Origin of the sequence: Alkalimonas sp. NCh-2, assembly GCF_039631345.1 — a bacterium.
GTDB lineage: Bacteria > Pseudomonadota > Gammaproteobacteria > Enterobacterales > Alteromonadaceae > Alkalimonas > Alkalimonas mucilaginosa.
On the sequence record NZ_JBDIUV010000001.1, the window covers coordinates 294466 to 318219 of the forward strand.

Consider the following 23754-nt stretch of genomic DNA (forward strand, 5'->3'; position numbering starts at 1 on the left):
AACAGACCAGCTTATCCGTTGGATTGTTGTTGCTCATCACTTTCTTGTTCTTCTCTTTGAATTTTAAAACGCGCCAAGCCTTCAGATAACAGCTGCTCTACCTGAGCTTCAATGTGCATAGTTTCTTCAAACTCAAAAGCATCCACTTGCTGATCAAAGGTGATGGTTGCAAAACCATTTTTGCCCTCATGCTTTACACGGTACATCGCCATTTCAGCCAGTTGCAACGACAACTCCCAGTTCATCAGTTGGCCGCCGATCAGCTGCAATGGGTAAATTGAGTAACCAATAGAACAACTCAACTGGATACGGCCACCATCCGGTAACTGGAAACGCGTGCCGCCAATCAGTTGATGCAGCTTGGTAACCAGCTCCCACAGCAGCTCGGTGCCGATATCCCGTAACACCAGCAAGAACTCCTCACCGGCATAACGAACCACGTAATCCGAACCCCGGCTTTCTCTAAGCAGCAATCCACTGACCTGCTGCAATAAACTATCGCCAGCGGCCTGACCAAACTGATCGTTGATCGATTTAAAGCCATCCAGATCAAGATGAACCAAGGCGACACATTTACCCTGCTGCTCCAGACTCTGACGATTTCGCTGGTAATGCTCAATATCTTTGGGCAGTTGTTCAAACAGAAAACGCCGGTTTCGTAACCCAGTCAGGCTGTCCTTGTATACCAATTGGCCTAACTGTGCATTCAATACATTCAACTGATTATTGCTGTTTTCCAGCTCCTGCGTACGCTGGCGCACTAGACGGGCTAACTCCTGCTGCTTTGATGCGTTGTTCTTGCGCAACAGCCATAATATGCTGTAAAAAATCAGCCCTAATAACGCAAACCAGAGTACCTGGAAAAAAACAGTTTCATCAAAACGGCGTGGAAATATCAGCTCCAGGATGCTGACCGGCGCTTCGGCCCAGCTTTGCCCTTGCCGCCGGACCTGCACGGCAAAGCGGTAGTGTCCTGGTGGCAGGTTGGTGTAAATGGCTTCCCGCCGGCTGGAAGCGTATTGCCATTCCGCATCAAAACCTTGCAGTTTGTAACGAAACTCCAGTGCTGCTGCATGGAAATAGTCCAAAGCAGTATAATGGATACTCAGGCTACGCTCGTTCACCGGTAATACCACGCGCGCCTGGTTACGATGCAATGGGTACTTGCGCTGACCCACAATGTGTTGCAGCAAAGGCCTGAAGTCGGCATCCCTGCTGCTTTTAAAGGTGCGATCGATGGCTACAACACCCTGCAAACTCGGATACCAGACTTGATCCTGCCACAAGGCAACCTTGGCATGACCTGCACCATTGCAGCAACGGCCTGGAGGTGTGCCAAGCTGACGCTGATACGGAGCCAGTACCTGCTCAGCCTGAAATGGATCATCCCGAAACCGAACCAACACATCGGCTGGCAGCCGAAATACACCTTTTAATGAGCTGAACCATAATTGATTCAGCTCAGTATCATGCAACATGCTCACGATGGGGCTATGTGGTAAGCCATTGCTGTTATCAAAGTGTCGCCACTCCGCATCCGGGTAGCGAATAAAGAGGCCATCATCCAGGGTGGCAACCAACAGGGTTTCATCCGGCAACACCAACAAAGCGGTAATATAGCTGTTGTAAAGCGGGCTACCAATACCCAGCCGCTGCATCCGCCGTTGTTGTAATTGATAAAGGCCGCGCGTGGTACCAACGACCTGATACCAATCCCGCTCCTGCAGCACCGTGACATGACGCGATTCAAGCTCATGATTTAACGCAAAAGGAGTCAACTCCGCATCCTGCCAGACATACAAGCCTGAGCTGCCACCTAGCCAGAGGCCTCCGGCTTTTCGGGGCTCAATAAAGCGAATAGTAGTGCCTTGCATCTCCGCCGCAACCGGATTGAGCTGTGCGCTGCCCGGCACATAGGAAAACAAACCGGAATCCATCGCCAGCAACCACTCATCGCTGGAAAAGTGAAAATCATGGATGGTCTGCGAACCCATTTGCTGTTCAGTCAATAATGGCTGGTACTGCCCATGCTGGCTCAAATAACCCAGGCCAGACTGACTGGCAATCACTAAACGTTGCTCCGGGGTAACCGCAAGGCTTCGCACCACCACATCCTGCTGCCCTTGGCCCAGAACGCGCCGGACATGTCCCGGCGATGCCCGGAAGATACCGTCACTAAAGCTTGCCAGCCAGATATTCTGATCTTTGTCTTCAAAAATATCGTAAAACCACGGGCTGCTGCCCAGCTCATCCGCACTGATAGACTGCCAGCGTTGTCCGGGGTGACGATGAAATAAACGGCTGTAACTCGATATCCAGTCAGAGCCCCGACTGTCTTTAAAAATGCGGTATATAGCACTGCTTTCCTGCGCCATCAACTCGCAGCGCACTATAGTACCATCAGGGGTCAGATGATAATAACCCACCTCAGTAGCCAAGTGTACCTGGTCTGCATCCACCGAAATATCGTACACAGGGCTTTGCATCAGCTCGGATGGCAAGCTATAGATGTGTTGCTGCTCGGAGTCCAGTTCATAACGGATCAGATGCTGGCTGGTTGTTAACCACAATGACTGTCCGAATTTCCGCATCTGCCGGACCGGCTGGCGGATGGTGCTGACCCGGCTCACCTGATCATGCTGGATACGAAATAAGTGCTCTGCGGCCACCCAGATCTCACCCGGCTGTACTTCAACCATAGCCGAGACTTCACTTAAAATACTAAAACGTTCAAAGCGAAGTTTATCCGGCTCCAGCCGGCTCAGGCCAGCCTTGGTACCAACCCAGATCATGCCCTCAGAGTCCGTTAGCAAGGACGTAATGGCATTGCTGGCCAGTTGGCGATGCTGCTGGCTGGTGAAGTTTTGAAAGCTTAAGCCATCAAACCGGCTGAGCCCATGCAAAGTGCCAGCCCAGATATAACCGTCTGCATCTTGCGTCAGCGCTCGTACTGAGCTGGATGAAAGGCCTTCCGAGTTGCCCCACTGCTTAATATCGTAATCATGCAGTGACAGCTCCACAGCTGCCTGAAGCGAAAAGCTGAACAGCAACCAAATCCAGCAGCACCTCAGCGCCATGCCTGAACTCCCAGTTATCCAAACCACCAAAACAAGCCGTGCAACACCAGACAAGCCATCACACCAGCTACAATATCATCCAACATAATGCCATGACCACCGCCCACTTTTTGATCCAGCCAGCGAATGGGCCAAGGCTTTACAATATCAAAGAAGCGGAACAACACAAAGCCCAGTAGTAGGTTCCAGGCCGACAATGGTACCAGGATCATGGTCACTGCCAGCCCGACGATTTCATCCCAGACAATGGCACCATGATCATGCACGCCCACATCACGCGCTGTCACCTCGCAGACATAAATGCCCAAAGCCCAGGCAGCCAGTACAATCAACAGATACAACCAAAGCGGACTTAACATCAAGCCAGCCACCAGCGGCACTGCGGCCAGGGTACCAAAAGTCCCCGGTGCTTTCGCCGCCAGCCCGGAGCCAAAACCAAGCGCCAGCAGATGTTGCCATTTTTTCAGATTAAACTGTGCTTTCATTTTTCGAAATGCTCAAAGCCCCGGTGTTCATAGGCAAAAGCTTCATTACCAGCTCGCAGCTCCAGCTTGCCGGCAGCGCCGGTGATCCGGCCAATGCAAGTAACGGGTACTCCATAAGGGGCCAGTAATACATCCAGCATGCTTTTTTTGCTTTCCGGCACCGTGAACAGTAACTCATAATCTTCACCGCCCGATAAGGCAAGTGCTAAAGCCGTACTGCGATCACAGCTGTCTTTAAGGGCCTGCGACAATGGCAAACGCTCTACGTCCAGGCTAGCGCCAACAACAGAGCGATGCATCAGATGCTGAATATCCGAGTAAAGACCGTCCGACAAATCCATCGCACTGCTGGCAACCGTCCGTAATGCCTGCCCAATGGCCAGGCGAGCGGTCGGGTAGTGAAAACGCTGCAGAATATGGGCACGATGCTTCTTACTCACTTCGACCTGGCCCTGGCACAAACGCAGGCCCAAGCCAGCATCACCTAAAGTTCCGGTCACATAGATAAAGTCACCGACTTTGGCTCCTTGGCGGGTTAGCATTTTGCCATGCGGTACCTGGCCTTTGGCAACCACAGTGAAAGTCATAGGCCCACGGGTAGTATCCCCACCAACCAACTGGCAATCGTAGTAATCGGCCGTCTCACTGAAAGCTGCCGCAAAAGCAGCCAACCAGGCATCATCAACTTTAGGCAAGGTCATGGCCAGTGATAACCAGGCCGGCTCAGCGCCCATCGCCGCTAAATCACTGATATTCACGGCAACCAGCTTGTGACCCAAAGCTCTGGGATCCACATCCGGGAAAAAATGCGTGCCAGCCACCATGGTGTCGGTGGTCACTACCAGATCATAACCATCACGTAGTTGCAACACAGCACCATCATCCCCCACCCCAAGCAGCGTGTCTGTGCGTGCACGGCCAGAGTTGGCAAAATAGCGTTGTATAACTTCGAATTCACCCATAACAGAAAAAAGCCGGCTAGGGTGCCGGCTGTCCTTTAGTTTGGTCGCAGTGTGCGAACCGCTTTGTCCAGAATGCCGTTAACAAACTTGTGACTGTCGTCGGCAGCAAAGGATTTTGCCAGTTCGATGGCTTCGTTAATCACCACTTTGTAGGGCACATCCAGCCGGTATTTCATCTCATAGCCTGAGACACGTAAAATGGCTTTTTCTACCTGGTCAATTTCATCGAAAGGGCGATCTAAGAACGGCTTCAACAGCTCGTCCAGCGTTTGATGGTAACTAACCACACCACGCAACAGGTCCTGAAAATAGGCAACATCCAGCTGCTTCACGTTATTTTCTAACAGCAATTGCTGCTCAATGTCCTGAATCTTATTCTGGCTGAGCTGCCAACTGTAAATGCCCTGCACGGCTAACGAGCGTGACTTACGACGCGCATTGGGTTTCATTCAGGAGTCCTCACAACTGCTCAAGCAGGTTAACCATCTCAAGCGCAGACATGGCCGCTTCAGCACCTTTATTGCCAGCTTTGGTACCGGCGCGCTCAATGGCTTGCTCGATGGAGTCCACCGTCAACACCCCAAAAGCCACCGGCAAGTCTTGTTGCATCGCAACCTGACCAATGCCCTTGGTACACTCGGACGAGACGTACTCAAAGTGTGGTGTACCGCCACGGATCACAGCGCCTAAGGCAATGATGGCATCGTATTTTTTGCTGGCAGCCACCCGTTGTACTGCCAATGGCAGTTCAAAAGCACCCGGCACCCGAATCACGGTGATGTCTTCATCACGGACCTGACCAACACGTTTTAACGTATCAATAGCGCCTTGCAGCAAGCTTTCAACGATAAAACTGTTAAAGCGCGCCACTACCAGCGCAAACTTCTTATTCGGGGCAGTCATGCCTGCTTCAATTACCTGCATCTTGCAGCTCCAATTGGTTCAAATTCAAAATCGCCGCGTATGATACCACAACTGCGGCAAAGCCGAAGGATTATAGCAACAACCAACTAGTCGCAGACGTAATCCACTACTTCCAGCCCAAAGCCGGATAAAGCATGGTATTTTTTCGGTTTGCTCAATAAACGCATCTTACCAACCCCCAGGCTGGCCAGGATTTGTGACCCAACCCCTACGGTGCGGGAAGTTCCTTGCCATGGTGCCGACTTCGGTTGTTCGCCTTTGTCTTCGGCTTCAAAAGCCTGCACCATCCGTATCAGAGCTTCCGGGCTTTCGTGCTTGCCCAGCAGTACCAGCACACCGCCTTCATTCGCAATACGCTGCATGGCCTTGTGCAATGGAATGCTTCGATTGGCCGCACGGTCGGCCAGTAGCAAATCACTGAAGGTGTTGTGCAAATGCACACGAACCAGACAAGGCTCGTCGGCCTTAATGTCCCCTTTGACCAATGCAAAGTGGATCTGGTTATCAATGGTATCTCTGAACGTTACCAACTCAAAATCCCCGACATCGGTGCTAAGCTGGCAACGAGCAACCTGTTCAATGGTGGTTTCATTCAGGTTGCGGTATTCAATCAGATCGGCAATGGTGCCAATTTTGATGTGGTGCTTGGCCGCAAATTTTTCCAAATCCGGCCGCCGCGCCATGGTGCCATCCTCGTTAAGGATCTCAACAATCACAGCAGCAGGTTCAAGCCCTGCCATACGGGTCAGATCACAGCCAGCTTCGGTATGGCCGGCACGGTTCAGCACCCCGCCGTTTTGTGCTTTAAGCGGAAAGATATGACCAGGCTGGACAATGTCACTGGCTCGGGCATCGCGCGCCACTGCCGCTTTGACCGTACGGGCTCTATCGGCAGCAGAGATGCCAGTTGTCACGCCTTCTGCGGCTTCTATCGACAACGTAAAAGCAGTACTGAACTGCGATTTATTGCTATCGACCATCAACGGCAAATTCAATTGCTTGCAACGATCTTCGGTTAAGGTCAGGCAAATCAAACCACGGCCGTGCGTCGCCATAAAATTAATGGCCTCCGGCGTGACGTACTCGGCTGCCATCACCAGATCACCTTCGTTTTCTCTGTCTTCGTCATCCATCAGGATCACCATCCGCCCCTGGCGGATGTCTTCAATAATTTCTGCCGTGCTGTTTAATTGCATAAAGACCTTCTCAGACTCATCTTTTCAAAATATCGACCAGCTCAGATAAAACCGCGGGCCCGGAGTAAATCGGTACTGACACCAGCCATAGCAGGCGTCCTGTCTTGCAGTAAGCGTTCCAGATAGCGGGCAATCAAATCCACCTCCAGGTGCAACCGGCTACCCACCCGGGCCTGCTGCAGTGTCGTCACCAAGGCCGTATGAGGCACTATCGTCAGGCGAAAAGCATCCTGGGTTAACTCATTCACAGTCAGACTAATGCCATCCACGGTAATGGATCCTTTCTCGGCGATGTAACGGCTAAGCGCTGCTGGCATACTCAGCCACAGCTCCCAGCTGTCGGATGTTTTGTCGATAGCGCGGATCTGCCCCACGCCATCCACATGCCCACTCACCAAATGGCCGCCAAGCCGGCTACTCGGCAATAAGGCTTTTTCCAGGTTGACCCTTTGACCGCGCTGGTAGTCTGCAAACAAAGTACGGCTTAAAGTTTCAGCCGAAAGATCGGCCCGGAAGGCGTCGCCGTCGGTTGCAGTAACCGTCAGACAAACACCATTGCTGGCAATGCTGTCACCCAGCTTTACATCCGAAAAGTCCAGTTGTGGACTTTCAATCCAAAGCTGCATGCCCTGCCCTGTTTTGTGGCAGGAGCGAATAGAACCAATGGCCTCAATAATTCCGGTAAACATGCTATCCCCTGCCCTGTACTGTTGCAATAAAACGTACATCCGGCCCAAGCTGACGAATATCCTGCCATTGCAAAGCATAGGCTTGGGTCAAATCTGTAAATTCAGGACCATCCACCAAACCACGCGCCTGATTGCCCAGCAGCTTCGGCGCCTGATACAACCAGAACTCATCGACCAACTGAGCACGCATTAGTGAGCCCGCCAGGCGGGCACCAGCCTCGACCCAAATGCTGTTGATCCCATCCTGTGCCAACGCCAACATCAAAGCCGCCAGCTCAAAGTAGCCGTCCTCGCTGCATGGCACCAAGAGCGTTCTGGCACCAGCCGGAGCTAAAGCGGCAGAACCCGCTGGATACACCAGCACAATAGGCCCTGCTTGCTGAAACAGTGGCTCATTGCCAGTTAAGCGCTGTTGCCGGTCCAGCACAATACGCAACGGTTGGCGGTAGCTGCCATCCTGCAGTGGGGTGATGGCTGCACTGGCCTGTTCAGGCCGGAGGGTTAACCTGGCTCCATCCCGCAGCACGGTTTCGGCGGTAGATAACACCGCGCAGCTTTGCGCCCGTTGCCATTGCACATCAGCCCGCGCCTCTTTTGAGGTGATCCACTGGCTGGCACCATTTCGCAGCGCGGTTTTACCATCCAGGCTGGCTGCCAGCTTTAAGCGGACAAAAGGACGTTGCTGCTCCATACGGCTTAAAAAGCCGGCATTCAAGGCTCTGGCACTGCTGGCCATCAAGCCGCTTTGCACCTGAATACCTGCCGCCTGCAACAGCGCAACACCCCGGCCAGCTACCTGTGGATTGGGATCCTGCATCGCCATCACCACCCGGCGCACGCCAGCCTTGATTAAGGCTTCAGCGCAAGGAGGAGTCCGGCCATAATGGCTGCAAGGCTCCAGGGTGACATAACAATCGGCGCCGCGTGCCAGCTCTGCGGCTTGCTGCAAAGCCACGACTTCAGCATGGGGCCCACCCGCCTGATGATGGTAACCTTCGCCCACCACCACACCATCGTGCACCAGTACAGCGCCAACATTGGGATTGGGGGAAGTGGTAAAACGTCCTTTAGCCGCCAGCTCAATAGCGCGGGCCATAAAACGATGATCGTCGGCACTAAAGCTCACTGCTCATCTCCAAGCTTTGCAATGGCTTCGCCAAATTCACGGATGTCTTTGAAAGAACGGTAGACCGAGGCAAAGCGGACATAAGCGACTTTATCCAGCAGCACCAGTTCATCCATAATCAGGTTACCGAGCAACTGGCTACTGACTTCACGCTCCCCGGTGGCCCGCAGTTGTGATTTGACTTTGTTGATCAGTTGCTCTGTTTGTTCCGTTGCAACCGGTCGTTTTTCCAGTGAGCGTAGCAAGCCGCTGCGAAGTTTATCTTCATTAAAAGGCTCGCGTGAGCCATCGCGCTTGACGATACGGGGCATCACCAGCTCAGCAGACTCAAAAGTAGTGAAGCGCTCATGACAGGCACCACATTCCCGTCGACGCCGAACCTGATGACCATCAGCGACCAATCGGGAGTCAATGACTTTGGTCTCGTCTTTCCCACAAAAAGGGCAAAACATGCTTAGTTTTCCTCTAAACGCTTGCTAATGGCAAAATGGCCGCAATAGCGGCCATTTTAGCATGAAAATCAAGCTTTAGGCATAGACTGGTAGCCGACCACACAGCTCAGCAACCTGAGCCCGCACCCGGTCAACCACCGACTCATCGCCCATGTTGTCCAGAATATCGCAGATAAAATCAGCCACCAGGCGCGCTTCTGCTTCTTTAAAGCCGCGACGGGTAATGGCCGGGGTGCCAATACGCAGACCGCTGGTAACAAATGGTGAGCGTGGATCATTCGGTACCGAGTTCTTATTCACCGTGATATGAGCACGGCCTAACGCAGCATCTGCATCTTTACCGGTGATGTCTTTGTTGATCAGATCAACCAGGAACAGATGGTTTTCGGTACCACCAGAGACAATGGTGTAACCGCGCTTGATCATCTGATCACACATCGCCTGAGCGTTCACCACAACTTGTTGCTGGTATAGCTTAAATTCTGGTTCCAGTGCTTCTTTAAAGGCTACAGCTTTGGCCGCAATCACATGCATCAGCGGGCCACCCTGGCTGCCAGGGAATACGGCTGAGTTCAGTTTTTTCTCAATGGCTTCATTGCTGCGGGCCAGGATCAGGCCGCCACGCGGTCCAGCCAGGGTTTTATGAGTGGTGGTGGTCACTACGTCAGCAAAAGGCACCGGGTTCGGGTACAAACCTGTTGCAACCAGACCGGCTACATGCGCCATATCCACCAACAGATAAGCACCTACTTTATCTGCAATGGCACGGAAACGTTGCCAATCAACAATGCCTGAATAAGCAGAAAAGCCAGCGATAATAAGTTTGGGTTTGTGTTCCAAAGCCAGTTGCTCGGCCTGATCGTAATCAATCACTCCGGTCTCCGGGTGCAACCCATATTGTACAGACTTGTACAATTTGCCTGAAGCGCTCACCGTAGCGCCGTGGGTTAAATGACCACCGTGCGCCAGGCTCATGCCTAAAATGGTGTCGCCGGCTTCCAGCAATGCCAGAAACACCGCTGAGTTGGCCTGAGAACCAGAATGCGGTTGCACGTTAGCGTAATCGGCACCAAACAACTCCTTCGCCCGGGCAATGGCTAAATCTTCGACGATATCAACATGCTCACAACCACCGTAGTAGCGCTTGTGCGGGTAGCCCTCGGCATACTTGTTGGTGAGCTGAGTCCCCTGAGCCTGCAACACACGCGGGCTGGCATAGTTCTCAGAGGCAATTAACTCGATGTGATCTTCCTGGCGCTGAGTTTCATCAGCAATGGCTTGCCACAGTGCTGGATCATAATCGGCAATATTCATATCACGCTTCAACATAGGTTCTCCCGCGGCGTAGGTGCTACGCTTAGTTCATAGTAAGGCTTAGCCTGAAATGCGGCCTATTCTACCCGCAAAAGCATCAGGATGCACCCAGATTTTAGCCATCTAAACATCCAAGCTGTATTTTAAATGCTGTGGCTGTGCAAAAATCCGCACAACCCTGTGCATTTTTACCAACACTGCTTGCATTTTACACAGCTCCACCTAAAATACTGTATATCCATACACCACTTATGGCAGGCTCTGATGCAACGTAAAATCATACACATCGATTTGGATTGCTTTTTTGCTGCTGTCGAAATGCGGGACAATCCTGCTTTGCGGGATCAACCGATAGCGGTCGGCGGCAGTACCAGCAGCCGCGGTGTGATTGCTGCTTGCAATTACCCGGCCAGAGCGTTTGGAGTACGCTCCGCCATGCCGACCGCTCAGGCATTAAAACTATGTCCACACCTGCATTTGCTGCCGGGCAGGATGCACGCCTACAAAACGGCCAGTCGTCAGGTGATGGACATCCTGCGGCGCTTTTCCAGCACAATTGAACCGCTGTCACTGGATGAAGCCTATCTGGATGTGAGCAACAGTGCGCAGTTTCAGGGCAGTGCAACCCGTATCGCCGAGGCCATTCGTCACAGCATTCAGACAGAAACCGGTTTGACTGCCTCTGCCGGTGTGGCCCCAAACAAATTCTTAGCCAAAATTGCCAGTGATGAACGCAAGCCCGATGGGATTTTTGTTATTTGCCCACAACAGGTATCCGCCTTTGTGGCCAGGCTAGCGGTCCAAAAAATTCCGGGCATAGGGCCAAAGACGGCGGCTCGTTTGCATGATATGGGGGTGCACCATTGCCCGGACCTGTTTAAAATCCCATTAGCCCGACTGATACGGCAATTCGGTGCCTTTAGTCAAACCCTGCTTGAGCGCTGTCAAGGCCTGGACCAGCGCCCGGTTAGTGCCGAGCGGGTGCGTAAGTCGGTTGGTGTAGAGCATACCTATGCGCAGGATAAATGCAGCTTGCAAGATTGCGAAGCCGAATTGCCTGCTTTGCTGGAAACCCTGCAGCAACGCCTGGAGCGGCACCGGGCCACTCCTTTGGTGCAAAAGCTTGCCGTCAAACTAAAGTTTCACGACTTCCAGCAAACCACGGTAGAGCAGCAGTTGCAAACCCCCGATCTGGCGGCACTACGATCGCTGCTGGTCACTGCCTGGCAGCGTGGCAAAGGCCGGCCGGTACGTTTGATTGGTTTGCAAGCTGGCCTGGCTGAGCACGATAAAAAACAGTTGCAGTTAGAGCTTTAGCCAATAAAAAACCAGCGACAAGCGCTGGCTTTATCTGCAATTTATTCCGGCTTAGGATACTACCGTCACATTTTCAGCCTGAGGCCCTTTTTGGCCTTCAACAATCTCAAAAGTCACTTGCTGACCTTCTTGTAAACTCCGACGCCCGCTGCCATTGATGGCCCGAAAGTGCACAAATACATCTTTGCCACCTGCACGCTCGATAAAACCAAAGCCTTTGTCTTCGTTAAACCACTTGACGGTACCGGTAATTAGATCTGACATAACTCTCTCTTACATTAACTTGAGATGACCAGCACGCTGGCCATGAATAAACCTTGTAAACAATCAGCCATCGAGTGAGGCAGCAACTCCGGCAACTCAGCCAGCCACTACACCTAAAGGACTACCAGACAACCGGATTGGTAGATTCTGATCTTCTTGGTGCCCGCTGGAAGCTGCACCTTGCGGGCACTGCAACCTGGTCAAGGCCTTGCTGCAGCACCACAAAATGAGTGTAGCACCGAATTCCCGGAAAGTTGATGAATACCCTATTAATTTTTTTTCCGCCGAACAGGGATATTGCCATCATCACCGGCTTCAAACGTTTTACGACCGGCAGGCTTACTGTCCGGGGTCTGTCCGGTTTTTTTGCTGCTAAGCCGGGCTGGGCTCGCACTGCTCTTTTTGGTCTTGCTTTGCTTAGCTTGCTTGGTTGCCGAAACCTGTGGCTGGCCAGTAAAACGGGCTGGCAACGAGTCAATCACCGAAAACTGCACCGGCTGGCGGAAAAAAGCCTCCAGCAACTGCAAACTCTGCCAATCTTTCGGGCCCACCAACGAAATGGCCTGGCCTTGCATCCCGGCACGGCCGGTCCGGCCTACCCGATGCACATATTCTTCGGCAAACTTGGGCAAATCGAAATTCACCACATGCGACACCTGCAACAAATCCAAACCGCGTGAAGCAACATCGGTCGTGATTAAGATCTGATACTTGCCCTTAGCGAAGTCCTGCATCACGCTATTGCGCTTCGCCTGGCTTAATTTGCCGCTCAGCCCTATCGCCTGATAACCCAGCCTGGCACACCAATCCGGCAAACGCTCTGTATCCGCTCTGGTGGCTGTAAAAATAATGACCTGCCGTAACTCAGCGGCATGTTGCAGCAGATGCGACAGCAAGGCTTCTTTATGGCTAAGATTGTCGCACAGGTAGAAATCTTGCTTAATATCGGCATGCTGCTGATGGGCATCATCGGTGGTAATGCGGTGCGGTTTGCGCAGCAGTGCCAATGCCAGCTCATTCACATCAATATGATCCAGCGTGGCCGAGAACAACAGTGTTTGCCGCAACCGGTGGGAGGCCGCTTTATGAATGGTAAGCAATTCATTGGCAAAGCCTAAATCCAGCATCCGGTCGGCTTCATCCAGGATCAACAGTTCCAGCCCCTGCAGGAAAATAGAACGATGTGCCAGGTGATCGCAAAAACGGCCAGGGGTGGCCACAATGATCTGTGGCTGGCGTTTTAGCTGCTTTTCCTGATCGTTAAAGTTTTCACCGCCCAGCAGCAAAACCGCCTGGATGGGGGTATTGGCAATCAACAAGCGCAGCTGGCCATACACCTGTTTCGCCAACTCACGGGTCGGTGCCAGGATCAGGGCACGGGCATCCTGACGTGACAAAGGTTTGCTGCGTAGCAAACGCTGCATCATCGGCAGCAGGTAGGCCAGTGTCTTACCAGAGCCGGTGCGGGACGACACCAGCAAATCTTTGCCGGTCAGTACTGCAGGGATGGCCTCTTGTTGTATTTCTGTCGGTTGGGTAAAACCAAGATGCTGCATCGAACGCAGTAATCTTGGATCCAAAGCCAGGTCGGCAAATGGGATCATGGAGTCTCCTTTGGTATCTGGCTCTTAGTATACCGTAATTTGCAGCCTGCAGCCGGGCTAAAACGACAGTAGACGAATGGCCGGGCAGCCTTGGGCCATGGCGTGCTGTACCATAGCCAACTTTGCTGCCAGCAATGCAGCATCGCCGCGTACTTCCACATTCAGCCGCAGCATTGGCTCTGTCGTTGATTGACGCAGATTAAAGCGCCAGTTGTCACAGCCTATGCTCAGGCCATCCTGCTCAGAAAGGCTCAACGCTTGTGCCTGAAATCGCGTTTTCAGGTACTGCAGCAAAGCAGGCACTTGCTCACAGTGGTAATTGATCTCATCCGATACCAGGTAATGAGCCTGCCACGGTGCCAACATAGCCGCCAGTGACAAAGCCTGCTGCTCCAGCTGTTGCAACACCAGTAATAATGGAAAGACACCGCTATCGCAAAAGCCCAGCGCTTTAAAGTAGTGGTGGCCGCTGTTTTCACCGGCATACACCGCATCGTGTTCCCGCATGCATTGCTTGATAAACACATGACCAGCCCGGCTGAATACCGGTTCGCCACCGGCAGCCAGAACCCCTTGCTCAGGCCCTAGGCAAGCACGCTGCTCCAGCACCACCTTACCGCCTTCAGCCGGCAAGCACCATTGACTGAACAAACTAATCAGGTAATAACTATCAATAAAGTGGCCGCGGTGATCAAAAAAGAAACAGCGATCGGCATCGCCATCAAAAGCAATCCCCAGATCGGCCTGATGCGCCAGCACCGCATCTGCTGTCTGCTGTCGTTGCCAGCTAAGCAGCGGATTAGGCACTCCGGTCGGGAAGCGGCCATCCGGCTCTGCATGCAGCAAAACCAACTGCAGTGGCCAGCCAGCGGCGGTCGCTTCTGCCGCCAGCTGTTGCATCAAAGGCCCGGCCACACCATGCCCGCAGTTCACTACCACGGTACGTTGCTGCTGCAATTGCAGGCCAAGCAAGCCAATCAGGTGTTGTAAATAGCGGCTATGGGTTAATGAGGGTGCCAGCAGCGTCACTGGCTGCTCACGCGAGGGTGGCAGCGCCGCACCGACGTGCCTTATTTCGTTGCCACCCTGCTCCAGATACGACTCGGCCCGTTGTTTTATCGCCGGCAAACACAGCACAGGATCCAGCGGCACAGCTCCGGCAGACACCAGTTTCATGCCATTCTCATGGGCCGGATTGTGGCTGCCGGTAATCATCACCCCATCCAGTTGCTGTTGCTGGCTGACAAAATACAGCTGCTCTGTAGCCACCAGACCAAGATCCAACACCCTGGCACCGGCAGCCACCAGGCCAGCGATCACCGCATCTTTTAGTGCCGGGCTGCTTAAACGGGCATCGCAACCGACGGCCACTGCAGTCGAGCCAAGCTGTTCAACCAGAGCTTTGGCAATCGCATAGGCAATCACAGGGGTTAGTGCTGTTGTGGTATCACCTCGGATATCGTAGCGCTTAAAGCAACTCAGCTGTACCACCCGGCTCAGTCTCCCCACTCATTGCGGCCATACACATCCTCAAAGCGCTGGATATCATCTTCGCCCAGATAAGCGCCGGTTTGCACTTCAATCAACTGCAGGGTGTCCTGGCCGGTATTCTCCAACGCATGGCGGCTACCCGCCGGAATGTAAATCGATTGATTGGCACTCAACTGACGACTCACACCATCCAGCTGCACCCTGGCTTGTCCTGCGACAACGACCCAGTGCTCTGAGCGGTGCTGATGCAGCTGCAACGACAAGCGCCCACCAGGACGCACGCTGATGCGTTTCACCTGATACTGCGATCCGGCATCAATCAGCTCGAAATGTCCCCAGGGCCGGTAGGTCACCACACTGCTGCCAGCTTCACTGATGCCGCTGGTTTTCAGATCGGCCACCACCTGCCGCAGCGCCTGATCATCCTGCCTGTCGGCCACCAGCACCGCATCCTTCGTTTGAATCACCAGCAAGTTCGACACACCGTACGCCACCAGCACCCCATGAGTGCTGTACAACAGGTTCGCATCCGCGGCCAGGGCTCGAACTTTGCCATAACTGGCATTTTGCCGGTCATCTTTGCTGAGCTGTTGCCACAGGGCATCGTAACTGCCTAAATCACTCCAGCCAGCCTGCAGCGGCACCATCACCGCGTTATCTGTCTGCTCCAGCACCGCGTAATCGGCTGCCATTGCCGGGCAAGCCGCATAGTCGGCAGCAGCCACCCGGATAAAATCCAGATCAGGTTGCCGGGCCTGCCAGGCCTGTTGGCAGCATTGATGGATCTGCGGTTGAAACTGCAACAATTGCTGTAAATACACCCCGGGTTGCACCATCAGATTGCCACTGTTCCAGTAACAATCACCGGCTTGGAGCAACTTGGCTGCCAACTCCGGGGCTGGCTTTTCAATAAAGCGCTGAACCGCATAGCCCTGAAATCCCTGCACCGTCCCGGATACAGCAGCTCCTGCCTGAATATAGCCGTAACGGCTGTTCGGGCCGTCGGGCGCAATTCCATACAGCACAATAGCCCCGCGCTCTGCCAGCGGCCTGGCACAAGCAGCCGATGCCAGGAAGGCATCCAACTGGTCCATGCAATGATCGGCGGCCAGTACCAGCATCGGTCCCGTTCCCTGCTGCTGAGCGTACAAAGCGGCCAAAGCCATAGCCGCGGCGGTGTTTTTACCTTCGGGTTCCAAAATAATAGCGGCATCCATGCCAATAGCCTGCATCTGCTCTGCTACCCGGAAACGATAGGCTTGATGCGTGACCACCACAGGAGGAGCAAACAGCGGTGAGCGAACCCGCTCCGCCGCCTGCTGCAGCAAGCTAAGTTCAGTCCCGGGCACCAGTGCGAGAAACTGTTTTGGACAGTGTTGCCGCGACAAAGGCCACAATCGATCGCCTGTGCCACCAGCCAGGATCACAGGTTGCAACAGGCTCATTCCTTCACCCCGCGCAATTGTGACTGAGACAGATACCACTGATAGGTATGCGCCAATCCTTGCCGTAAGCTGAATGCCGGCCGCCAGCCCAGCCGGTGGATACGACTGGAATCCAGGCGTTTACGCGGCGTCCCATCCGGTTTGCTGGTATCAAACACCAACCGGCCCTGATAGCCAATCACCTCCGCCAACAACTGCACTAAATCTGCAATCGACACCTCATCATCCGATCCGATGTTCAGATGCTCAGGCCCCGAGCCAAGCAACTGCTGATAATCGGCCTGAGGCAGTTGCATCAATTGCACCAGCGCCACGGCCAGATCATCGACATGCAAAAACTCCCGTAGCGGACGACCGCTGCCCCACACCTGCAACTCGGCTTGCTGCTGTACTTTGGCCAGATGCATCCGGTGCATCAGGCCGGGGATCACATGGCTGGCACCCGGCGCATAGTGATCACCTGGCCCGTACAAATTGGTTGGCATTGCGGTGCGAAAGTCCGTGCCGTACTGACGGTTAAACGCCTGACACAACTTAAGGCCGGCAATTTTTGCAATGGCATAGGCTTCGTTGGTGGGCTCCAGCGCCCCGGTTAACAGGGCGTCTTCCGTCACAGGCTGCTGGGCCAGGCGCGGATAGATGCAACTGGAACCCAGCACCATCACGCGGGCCACGCCGCAGCGCCAGGCTGCATCCACCACCTGAGTGACGATTTGCAGGTTTTGCAGTAAAAAGTCGGCTGGTTGCTGGCTATTGGCCAGGATCCCCCCCACTTTGGCTGCCGCCAGATAGATGTGGTCTGGCTGTTGCTGTTGCACAAAGGCCAGGGTAGCGGCCTGGCTGGTTAAATCCAGCTGTTGCCGGCTGGCAGTGAGCAAGCGGATCCCCGGCTGTGCCGTCAGTTGCCGGCACAAAGCCGCCCCCACCATGCCCTGATGCCCGGCAACCCAAACGCGTACCGGCTTAGTCCCGGTCATAGCTACGCCCACAGAAACCGTGCTGGCGCAACAACGCCTGCTGCTGTGCTTCGGCAATATCGTGCTGCATCATCTGTTGACACAACTGGGTAAAGCTACAAGACGGGCGCCAGTTGAAGGTCCGATGGGCTTTGCTGGCATCGCCCAGCAATGAATCCACCTCAGCCGGCCGGAAGTAGCGCGGATCGACCCGCACCAACACATCCCCCACCTTCAAAGCCGGAGCCCGCTCCGGGCAGGCAGTTCGCACCCGGCCGGTTTCAGCACAGCCTTCGCCACTGAACTCAAGCTCAATCCCCAGCTCCGTAGCGCATTGCTGCACAAAATCCCGCACTGAATGTTGTTGTCCGGTCGCCAGCACAAAGTCATCGGCTTGCTCTTGCTGCATCATCCGCCATACCAACTCCATGTAATCGGCCGCATGCCCCCAATCACGCCGGGCATCCATATTGCCCAGGTACAAACACGACTGCAGGCCATATGCCATGGCGGCAAAGGCACGGGTTATCTTGCGTGTCACAAAGGTTTCACCCCGGCGCGGTGATTCGTGATTAAACATAATGCCATTGCAGGCATACAGGCCATAGGCTTCACGATAATTCACCGTGATCCAGTACGCATACAGCTTCGCCACCGCATAGGGTGAGCGCGGATGAAAAGGGGTGCTTTCCCGTTGCGGCGATTCCTGCACCAGCCCATACAGCTCCGATGTCGATGCCTGAAAAAAGCGGCATTGGGTCAGCCCGGCAGCACGAATCGCCTCCAGCAAGCGCAGCGTACCCAGCGCATCCACATCGGCGGTGTATTCAGCCGATTCAAAAGAAACCGCCACATGGCTTTGGGCCGCCAGGTTATAAACTTCATCCGGCCTGATTTCTGCCAGCAAACGCATCAGACCCGAGCTATCGGTCATATCGCCATAATGCAGAATAAGTTTTGGATCCGGCGTGTGCGGATCCTGGTATAAATGATCGATCCGCTGCGTATTAAAGGACGAGGCGCGCCGTTTCAGGCCATGCACCTGATAGCCCTTCTCCAATAACAGCTCGGCCAGATAAGAGCCATCCTGCCCGGTAATGCCGGTAATCAATGCCTTTTTTTCGGTCATACCCTTCCCTGAATTCAAGATACAAAATGCATTACTGAAGTTTACCGCGAATCCATTGCCAAAAGAACAACAGCATAAAACGAGGATTGTGTTTCAGATAACGCCAGCTTAAACGCACCGGCTCGTGCCACCAGCGATGCAACCATTCCAGGCCGGTTGTTTGCATCCAGCGCGGTGCCTCTGCCCGTGCGCCGGCTAAAAAGTCAAAGGCAGCGCCCACTCCGCACATCAGCACCGGCAAAGCGGCCGCATCAGCCATCCAGCGCTCTTGTTTGGGACAGCCAAGCCCGACCAATAACAGTTGCACTCCGGCATCACTGATGGCCTGATGCACCGCCAAACGCTCCTGCTCAGTTAGCACCCGAAAAGGTGGCGCATAACGGTACACCACCTGCAAACCGGGATACTGATCACAGAGCTGCTGTTCCAGCCGCGCTAACAGGGCATCGTCGCTGCCACCGTACAAACCCAGCGGAATTTGCTGCTGTGCAGCCATGGCGCAGATGGCTTGCACAAAATCCACCCCGCGGATTTGCTCGGTTGGCGGCGAGCTGGCTGGCAGCAACAGCCGCTGTGCCCAATAGACCGGGCGGCCATCAGCCAGCACCAGGGCCGCCTGATTGACCAGGGCAGCAAAATCGGGCTGATCCCAGGCTTCCATGCACATATGCACATTCGCCAGACAAACGTAGCCGGGATGGGGCCTGAGCAACAATTGCTGGCACGCGGCCAGAGCGCTGCTCATGGTATGAGGGTCTACCTGTAAACGCAGTACCGCCACCGGCTTCATCGCAGACCTGCCTGTCGTGCAGCCACGGCGCGATACAGTGCCATTAACGCAGCCGCGTGCCGGGCCGGGCTGAACTGTTGCTGCCAACAGGCACGGGCATTGTGCCCCAGAGCTGCCAACTGCTCAGGGTTCGATAGCAGCCCCGTTAACTGCCGGCGCAAATCCGCCGCATCGCCCGGCACAAACCAGGCTCCGTTGTAATCCGGCTGCACCCACTCGGTTAAAGCACCATGGGCAGCAACCAGGCAGGGTTTACCTGCCGAAAAAGCTTCCATCACGACATTTCCAAAAGTTTCACACACCAACGAAGGCACCACAACCACCGCTGCCTCCTGATACAGGGACTTTAATGCGTCCCCTTGCAGATAACCACAAAATTCCGGCTCTGCAGGCAAAGCACTGCGGGGTGCTATGCCCACTATTTTTAAGGGCAGCGGCATATCAGACCAATGCTGAGCCAGCCAGTGCAGCCCTTTCTCTGGGCCTGAGCGCCCAACCGCCAGGGCATAGTGCCCCACAGGCATCACCCTGTCGGTAACAGGTTCACAGGCATGCGGCAACACCTTTAGCTTATCGGCGGCAAAGCCCGCCCGCAGATATTGCTGGCGCACAAATTCCGACGGGCAAATAAAAGCATCCAGCTGCGACCAGAACCGGCGGTAACGGGCTACCAAAATAAAAGCCACCAATGCCAGAGTGCGCAGTCGTGATTGCTGGTAGGCTCCCGTCATCACCTGACGCCACCACAGCCGCCACCGCCCACGCAGTGGCAACTCCCCAGTCAGGGTTGCGGCTGGTACCAGCGGGCGAAAATTATGCAACGTCATCACCACCGCAATACCTCGTTGCCGGGCAGGTTGGCAAATGGACGGTGAAAGCGCAGGAAAAACATTGTGCAAATGCACCACATCGTAGGCTTTGCTATCCAGGCGACTGGCCAGCTCACGGCATGCTTGTCGGTGATGCAGCATCGAAAGCAGTGTTTTTAATCCGCTTTCCTGTCCGGACAGTGCCGGCAGCAACCAGGTATCCACTTCGCAACCGGCAGCTTTAAGCAGCCTGGCTTCGCGCTCCACCACTTGTTCTTCGCCGCCTGCTTGCCGGTAACACTGATGAATTTGCAGGACTTTCATGCCAAATCCCCCAGCAGGCAGGTCTGGATCCCATCGCTGAATGCAGTCACCATAGCTGCCAGACTGTAGCGTTCAGCACTGTGTTGTGCCTGCTGCACCAGTTGCTGGTAACGCTTTGGCTGCTGCCAAAGCTCCATGATCGCATCCGCCAGTGCCTCTGGCGTTGCCGCCGTCATCACCCCATTCACACCCGGCTCCAGGTAACAGATTTCCGGGCTGTGATTCGGCTGGCTGGCACAGACAAAAGGCACCCCGGCCGCAAAGGCATCCAGAATTGCCAGGCCAACCAGGCCCGGATGCAGCACAAAATCCGCCTCGGCATAGGCCCTGGCTTTGTCGGCACCGAAACAGGCGCCACGATAATCCAGCCAGGCCGGAGCAGGCTGCAACAAGGGTGCCGAGGGGCCATCCCCCAACACAATTAAGCGCTGTAACTGACCGCGTTGCTGCAGCAAATCGGCCGTAGCCAGCAATAAATCGATACGCTTTTCCGGATACAGGGCACCGCAAAACAGCAGTACCAACCGGCTATCGCTGGCACCTGCTGGCCCTGCCTGCCGATCTTTTCGCAGCAAGCGGACCTGGCTGGCCAGTTCGCTGGTATCCAGACTGTTGTTTAATACACTGATACGCGCTTTGGGCATGCCCTGCCCGGCCGCATACTCTGCCACCGGCCCGGTATAGGCAAAAAACCAGTCGGTTTTCGTCAGCAGGGCCCGCTTTATTTTGTCTTTCAGGTCCGGCTGCTGCTTTTGATGATGGTAGCCATGGCCCCACCAGGCCAAACGAGGCAAACGCCCCAGCCGTCGCTGCAACAACAACCAGTAATTTAGCAGATGCCGGTTGGCCTGCTCCAGGATCACCAGTTGCTGTGGATGGTAGGAAGGACAACTCTGCCAGGTCAAAGGCCCCAGCCGCCGCAACGGCACTTCACAGCAATAGGATGGCAAGGCCTGTTGGCACTGATCTGCCTTGGCAGCTTCCACCCCATCGGCCTTACTGAACAAGAGCTGCAAGGCGATGCCGCGCTGCGCCAGTTCGGCCTGCAACTGGTTGAATAACGGCAACCGATACTGCTTCAACACCTGCTGCACGATCACCACTCTGGGCCGCTCGTCCAGCTCCCGGGCTGGCACCGCAATGCTACGCAACCACAACCCGGGAAAAACACCACGCAGGGCAGCTTTTAACCAAAGCAAGGGCCACAAAGGGCCACCATGGCGGCGAACAAACAACTGCCACTCCGGCAACGGCGGCCAGGCGGTTGGTCGCTGCAACATGGCTTTACGCACCACCAATGGCAAGCGACCATCCCGCACACCACCAGCTACGCCATTGGCGGCGCACTGGCCAAAGGCACCGGGAGCCTGTAACAGCTGGTAACCGGCTTTTTGCAACCGAAAACCATAATCGTAATCGCCCATCGCATGGGTATAACGGGATGACAAAATACCCATCTTTGCGGCCACCGGATGGGGGATTAAGCAGCAATTGCCATTCATGCCATCCAGGTACTGGACAGCTTCAGAGACTGCCAGCAAAGGCCCCATCTGCAGGGGTAACCAGCCATAGCGACTGCGGCGGCCGCCATAGGTCACCTCGCCGCTGGCAGGGCAGATCATGGCACCAAGTACAGCCCCCACTAAAGCAGGTGATTTTTGCTGTTGATAGCAGTGCAGCAAGCGCGTAATGGCATCGGGCTGCAGCAGCACATCATCATTCAACCAGAGGTAAAAGTGGTGCGAGCCGGTCAGTGCCTGCTGCCAGGCCAACCGCATCCCCCCGTTCCAGTATAGCCCGCCGGTCCCCTCAATCACATGCGCCTGGGGGAACTCTGTCCGCACAGCTGCGGCCGTGCCATCGGGGCTGTTATCATCCACCAGGTACAGCTGCAGCTCGCTATTCACAAGCTGCTGACTGAACAAGCGCTGCAAACAACGAAGGGTTGTCTCTTTGCGATTATAGCAGGCCATCAGCACAGCAATCCGTACCGGGCCAGCGTCATCGGCAAAGCTATTAGCAGCTATCGATTCAACCATGGGCAACCTGACGTTGCAGCAAAGCACAATGCTGTTGCAGGCGCACCAGCAGCCAACACTCGGCCAAAACCACCACCATTAAAGACCAGACTACGCCAAACACCATCATCACCAACACACTCAACGGAATCACCCATACAGCGGCCTGCCAAGCGGTCCGGGCCAAAAAAGCAAAAGCATCACGAGCCTGCAGTTGTGCCGTAAAACCACTGCGAAAGACACGAAAAAAACAAAGCACTGCCATCAAAACACCTGCCAGTTGCCACTGGCCGATGCTGCTGCTATCGCTCCAGAGCCACTCTGGCTGCAGCCCCATTAGCCAGGCAGCCAGTAGCACATTAGCGCCCAGTGCAGCCAGGGCAAACACAAAAAATCGCCGCTGCAACTGCTGAAACAACCCATCATTCTGAGCTAACAGGGCCTGGCGCATAGCAGGACGCTCCGTCTGCTGCAAACTCTGTTGCACTACCACTACCGGACGAAACAGCAGTGCGGCGGCGGCCAGGGGCGCGAAAGCCAGCGGACCAAACAACAAAGCCGCAAAATAACTGTGTGCATTGGCGGCCGCTTCCGAGGCCAAAGTGCCGGAGAGTGCCGGCCTGCCCTGCCCCCGCCAGCCCTGACGCAGCCTTAACCAATCGGGTTTCGCCTGCACAGGCCACAAAGTACGCCAAAAATAGCTGCCGGTGGCAACACAACCCAACAATGCCGCCGCAAGGTTCACCGCCAATAGTGTGGATAACTGTACAGCGTCAAACCACCACAACACTGCCACACCAGTTAGCAACACCACTGCAGAGCATGCATCGCTGGCAACGGCATGCAGCAGTTGCCCATTGAGTTGAGCCAGGCCACGGGCATACCAGCGCACACTATGAAAGAAAATAGCGCCGCCAGCCAACAGCGCAGGCCCATCCCTTATCAGCCAGACACAGAGCAGCGCCTGCACCAAAGCAAAAACAACACTTAAAGCCAACTGCAAACGTGCGTATGCACTCAGTAAAGCTGCATTCTGGCTGGCCAGCTGGATCAGCAATGGTGATAACAGCAAAGCCGACACCACCCCCAACATCAAACCTTGCACCAATTGCAACGCAGCAAAAGTACCGTACTGCGTCAGGGAACCAGCCAGCAACAGGGCCAGCGCCTGCACCAGTGCCGCACCAGCCAGCGCACACTGAGCCACTATACTGCTCACTGCTTTGATGCTGTTGCCATCATGCCGCATACCGGGTTCCATGCAGATGCAAGCCGGCCAAAGCAGCCGTCTGATGCCGCTGGCTTGCAGTCAAAAAAGCTAGCATACGCTTTCACTAAAGAAGGGGGAACAGAAGTTAAGAAAAAAACCGGCACAATGGCCG

Annotated in this window: 21 protein-coding genes; 1 reads left to right on the plus strand and 20 read right to left on the minus strand. The window is 54.7% G+C overall.

Annotated features, from left to right (window positions below; translation table 11 throughout):
- Positions 1-11: 11 nt before the first annotated feature.
- The 10 genes from ABC502_RS01445 to glyA form a co-directional block, all read right to left on the minus strand.
- Positions 12-3077, minus strand: a complete 3066-nt coding sequence (locus ABC502_RS01445) for a diguanylate cyclase (RefSeq protein ID WP_345914669.1) — start codon at positions 3075-3077, stop codon at positions 12-14.
- 14 nt (positions 3078-3091) lie between these two features.
- Positions 3092-3562 (minus strand): phosphatidylglycerophosphatase A, encoded by a 471-nt coding sequence (locus ABC502_RS01450; protein ID WP_345914670.1) that lies wholly within the window; start codon positions 3560-3562, stop codon positions 3092-3094.
- Complete coding sequence (gene thiL / locus ABC502_RS01455; protein ID WP_330088037.1) at positions 3559-4524, minus strand: thiamine-phosphate kinase; 966 nt, start codon at positions 4522-4524, stop codon at positions 3559-3561. The genes ABC502_RS01450 and thiL overlap by 4 nt, the downstream gene beginning before the upstream one ends.
- 35 nt (positions 4525-4559) lie before the next feature.
- Positions 4560-4973 carry a transcription antitermination factor NusB gene (gene nusB / locus ABC502_RS01460; RefSeq protein ID WP_330088036.1) on the minus strand — a complete coding sequence of 138 codons (414 nt, stop codon included), beginning with the start codon at positions 4971-4973 and terminating at the stop codon, positions 4560-4562.
- Positions 4974-4983: 10 nt separating this feature from the next.
- Positions 4984-5448, minus strand: a complete 465-nt coding sequence (gene ribE / locus ABC502_RS01465) for a 6,7-dimethyl-8-ribityllumazine synthase (RefSeq protein ID WP_330088035.1) — start codon at positions 5446-5448, stop codon at positions 4984-4986.
- 86 nt (positions 5449-5534) lie between these two features.
- A complete protein-coding gene (gene ribBA / locus ABC502_RS01470; protein ID WP_330088034.1) occupies positions 5535-6644 on the minus strand; it encodes a bifunctional 3,4-dihydroxy-2-butanone-4-phosphate synthase/GTP cyclohydrolase II in 1110 nt (369 codons plus the stop codon).
- A gap of 41 nt (positions 6645-6685) precedes the next feature.
- Positions 6686-7333, minus strand: a complete 648-nt coding sequence (locus ABC502_RS01475; protein ID WP_345914671.1) for a riboflavin synthase — start codon at positions 7331-7333, stop codon at positions 6686-6688.
- A 1-nt stretch (position 7334) separates the two neighbouring features.
- On the minus strand, positions 7335-8459 hold the full coding sequence (gene ribD, locus ABC502_RS01480; protein ID WP_345914672.1) for a bifunctional diaminohydroxyphosphoribosylaminopyrimidine deaminase/5-amino-6-(5-phosphoribosylamino)uracil reductase RibD: 1125 nt from the start codon (positions 8457-8459) through the stop codon (positions 7335-7337).
- A complete protein-coding gene (gene nrdR / locus ABC502_RS01485) occupies positions 8456-8911 on the minus strand; it encodes a transcriptional regulator NrdR (protein ID WP_330088031.1) in 456 nt (151 codons plus the stop codon). The genes ribD and nrdR overlap by 4 nt, the downstream gene beginning before the upstream one ends.
- Before the next feature lie 75 nt (positions 8912-8986).
- The gene (gene glyA / locus ABC502_RS01490; protein ID WP_330088030.1) at positions 8987-10240 is read right to left on the minus strand and encodes a serine hydroxymethyltransferase; all 1254 of its coding nucleotides are present in this window, start codon (positions 10238-10240) and stop codon (positions 8987-8989) included.
- A gap of 249 nt (positions 10241-10489) precedes the next feature.
- Between glyA and dinB the strand changes: the two genes are divergently transcribed.
- Complete coding sequence (gene dinB / locus ABC502_RS01495) at positions 10490-11542, plus strand: DNA polymerase IV (protein ID WP_345914673.1); 1053 nt, start codon at positions 10490-10492, stop codon at positions 11540-11542.
- A gap of 51 nt (positions 11543-11593) precedes the next feature.
- Here dinB and ABC502_RS01500 read toward each other — a convergent pair whose 3' ends face one another.
- From ABC502_RS01500 to ABC502_RS01545, 10 genes are all read right to left on the minus strand, one after another.
- Positions 11594-11806 carry a cold-shock protein gene (locus ABC502_RS01500; RefSeq protein ID WP_345914674.1) on the minus strand — a complete coding sequence of 71 codons (213 nt, stop codon included), beginning with the start codon at positions 11804-11806 and terminating at the stop codon, positions 11594-11596.
- Positions 11807-12075: 269 nt separating this feature from the next.
- On the minus strand, positions 12076-13407 hold the full coding sequence (locus ABC502_RS01505) for a DEAD/DEAH box helicase (protein ID WP_345915124.1): 1332 nt from the start codon (positions 13405-13407) through the stop codon (positions 12076-12078).
- Positions 13408-13467: 60 nt separating this feature from the next.
- Entirely contained in the window at positions 13468-14919 is a 1452-nt protein-coding gene (locus ABC502_RS01510; RefSeq protein WP_345914675.1) for a phosphomannomutase, read from the minus strand.
- Positions 14907-16346: a mannose-1-phosphate guanylyltransferase/mannose-6-phosphate isomerase gene (locus ABC502_RS01515; RefSeq protein WP_330088026.1), complete on the minus strand. Its 1440-nt coding sequence runs from the start codon at positions 16344-16346 to the stop codon at positions 14907-14909. The genes ABC502_RS01510 and ABC502_RS01515 overlap by 13 nt, the downstream gene beginning before the upstream one ends.
- Complete coding sequence (locus tag ABC502_RS01520) at positions 16343-17323, minus strand: GDP-L-fucose synthase (protein WP_345914676.1); 981 nt, start codon at positions 17321-17323, stop codon at positions 16343-16345. The genes ABC502_RS01515 and ABC502_RS01520 overlap by 4 nt, the downstream gene beginning before the upstream one ends.
- On the minus strand, positions 17310-18431 hold the full coding sequence (gene gmd, locus ABC502_RS01525) for a GDP-mannose 4,6-dehydratase (protein WP_345914677.1): 1122 nt from the start codon (positions 18429-18431) through the stop codon (positions 17310-17312). Before gmd ends, ABC502_RS01520 begins: the two co-directional genes overlap by 14 nt.
- 31 nt (positions 18432-18462) lie before the next feature.
- Positions 18463-19221, minus strand: coding sequence for a WecB/TagA/CpsF family glycosyltransferase (locus ABC502_RS01530; RefSeq protein WP_345914678.1), 759 nt, complete (start codon positions 19219-19221; stop codon positions 18463-18465).
- A complete protein-coding gene (locus ABC502_RS01535; RefSeq protein ID WP_345914679.1) occupies positions 19218-20354 on the minus strand; it encodes a glycosyltransferase family 4 protein in 1137 nt (378 codons plus the stop codon). Before ABC502_RS01535 ends, ABC502_RS01530 begins: the two co-directional genes overlap by 4 nt.
- A complete protein-coding gene (locus ABC502_RS01540; protein ID WP_345914680.1) occupies positions 20351-22393 on the minus strand; it encodes a glycosyltransferase in 2043 nt (680 codons plus the stop codon). Before ABC502_RS01540 ends, ABC502_RS01535 begins: the two co-directional genes overlap by 4 nt.
- Entirely contained in the window at positions 22386-23621 is a 1236-nt protein-coding gene (locus ABC502_RS01545; RefSeq protein WP_345914681.1) for a hypothetical protein, read from the minus strand. The genes ABC502_RS01540 and ABC502_RS01545 overlap by 8 nt, the downstream gene beginning before the upstream one ends.
- Positions 23622-23754: the final 133 nt, after the last annotated feature.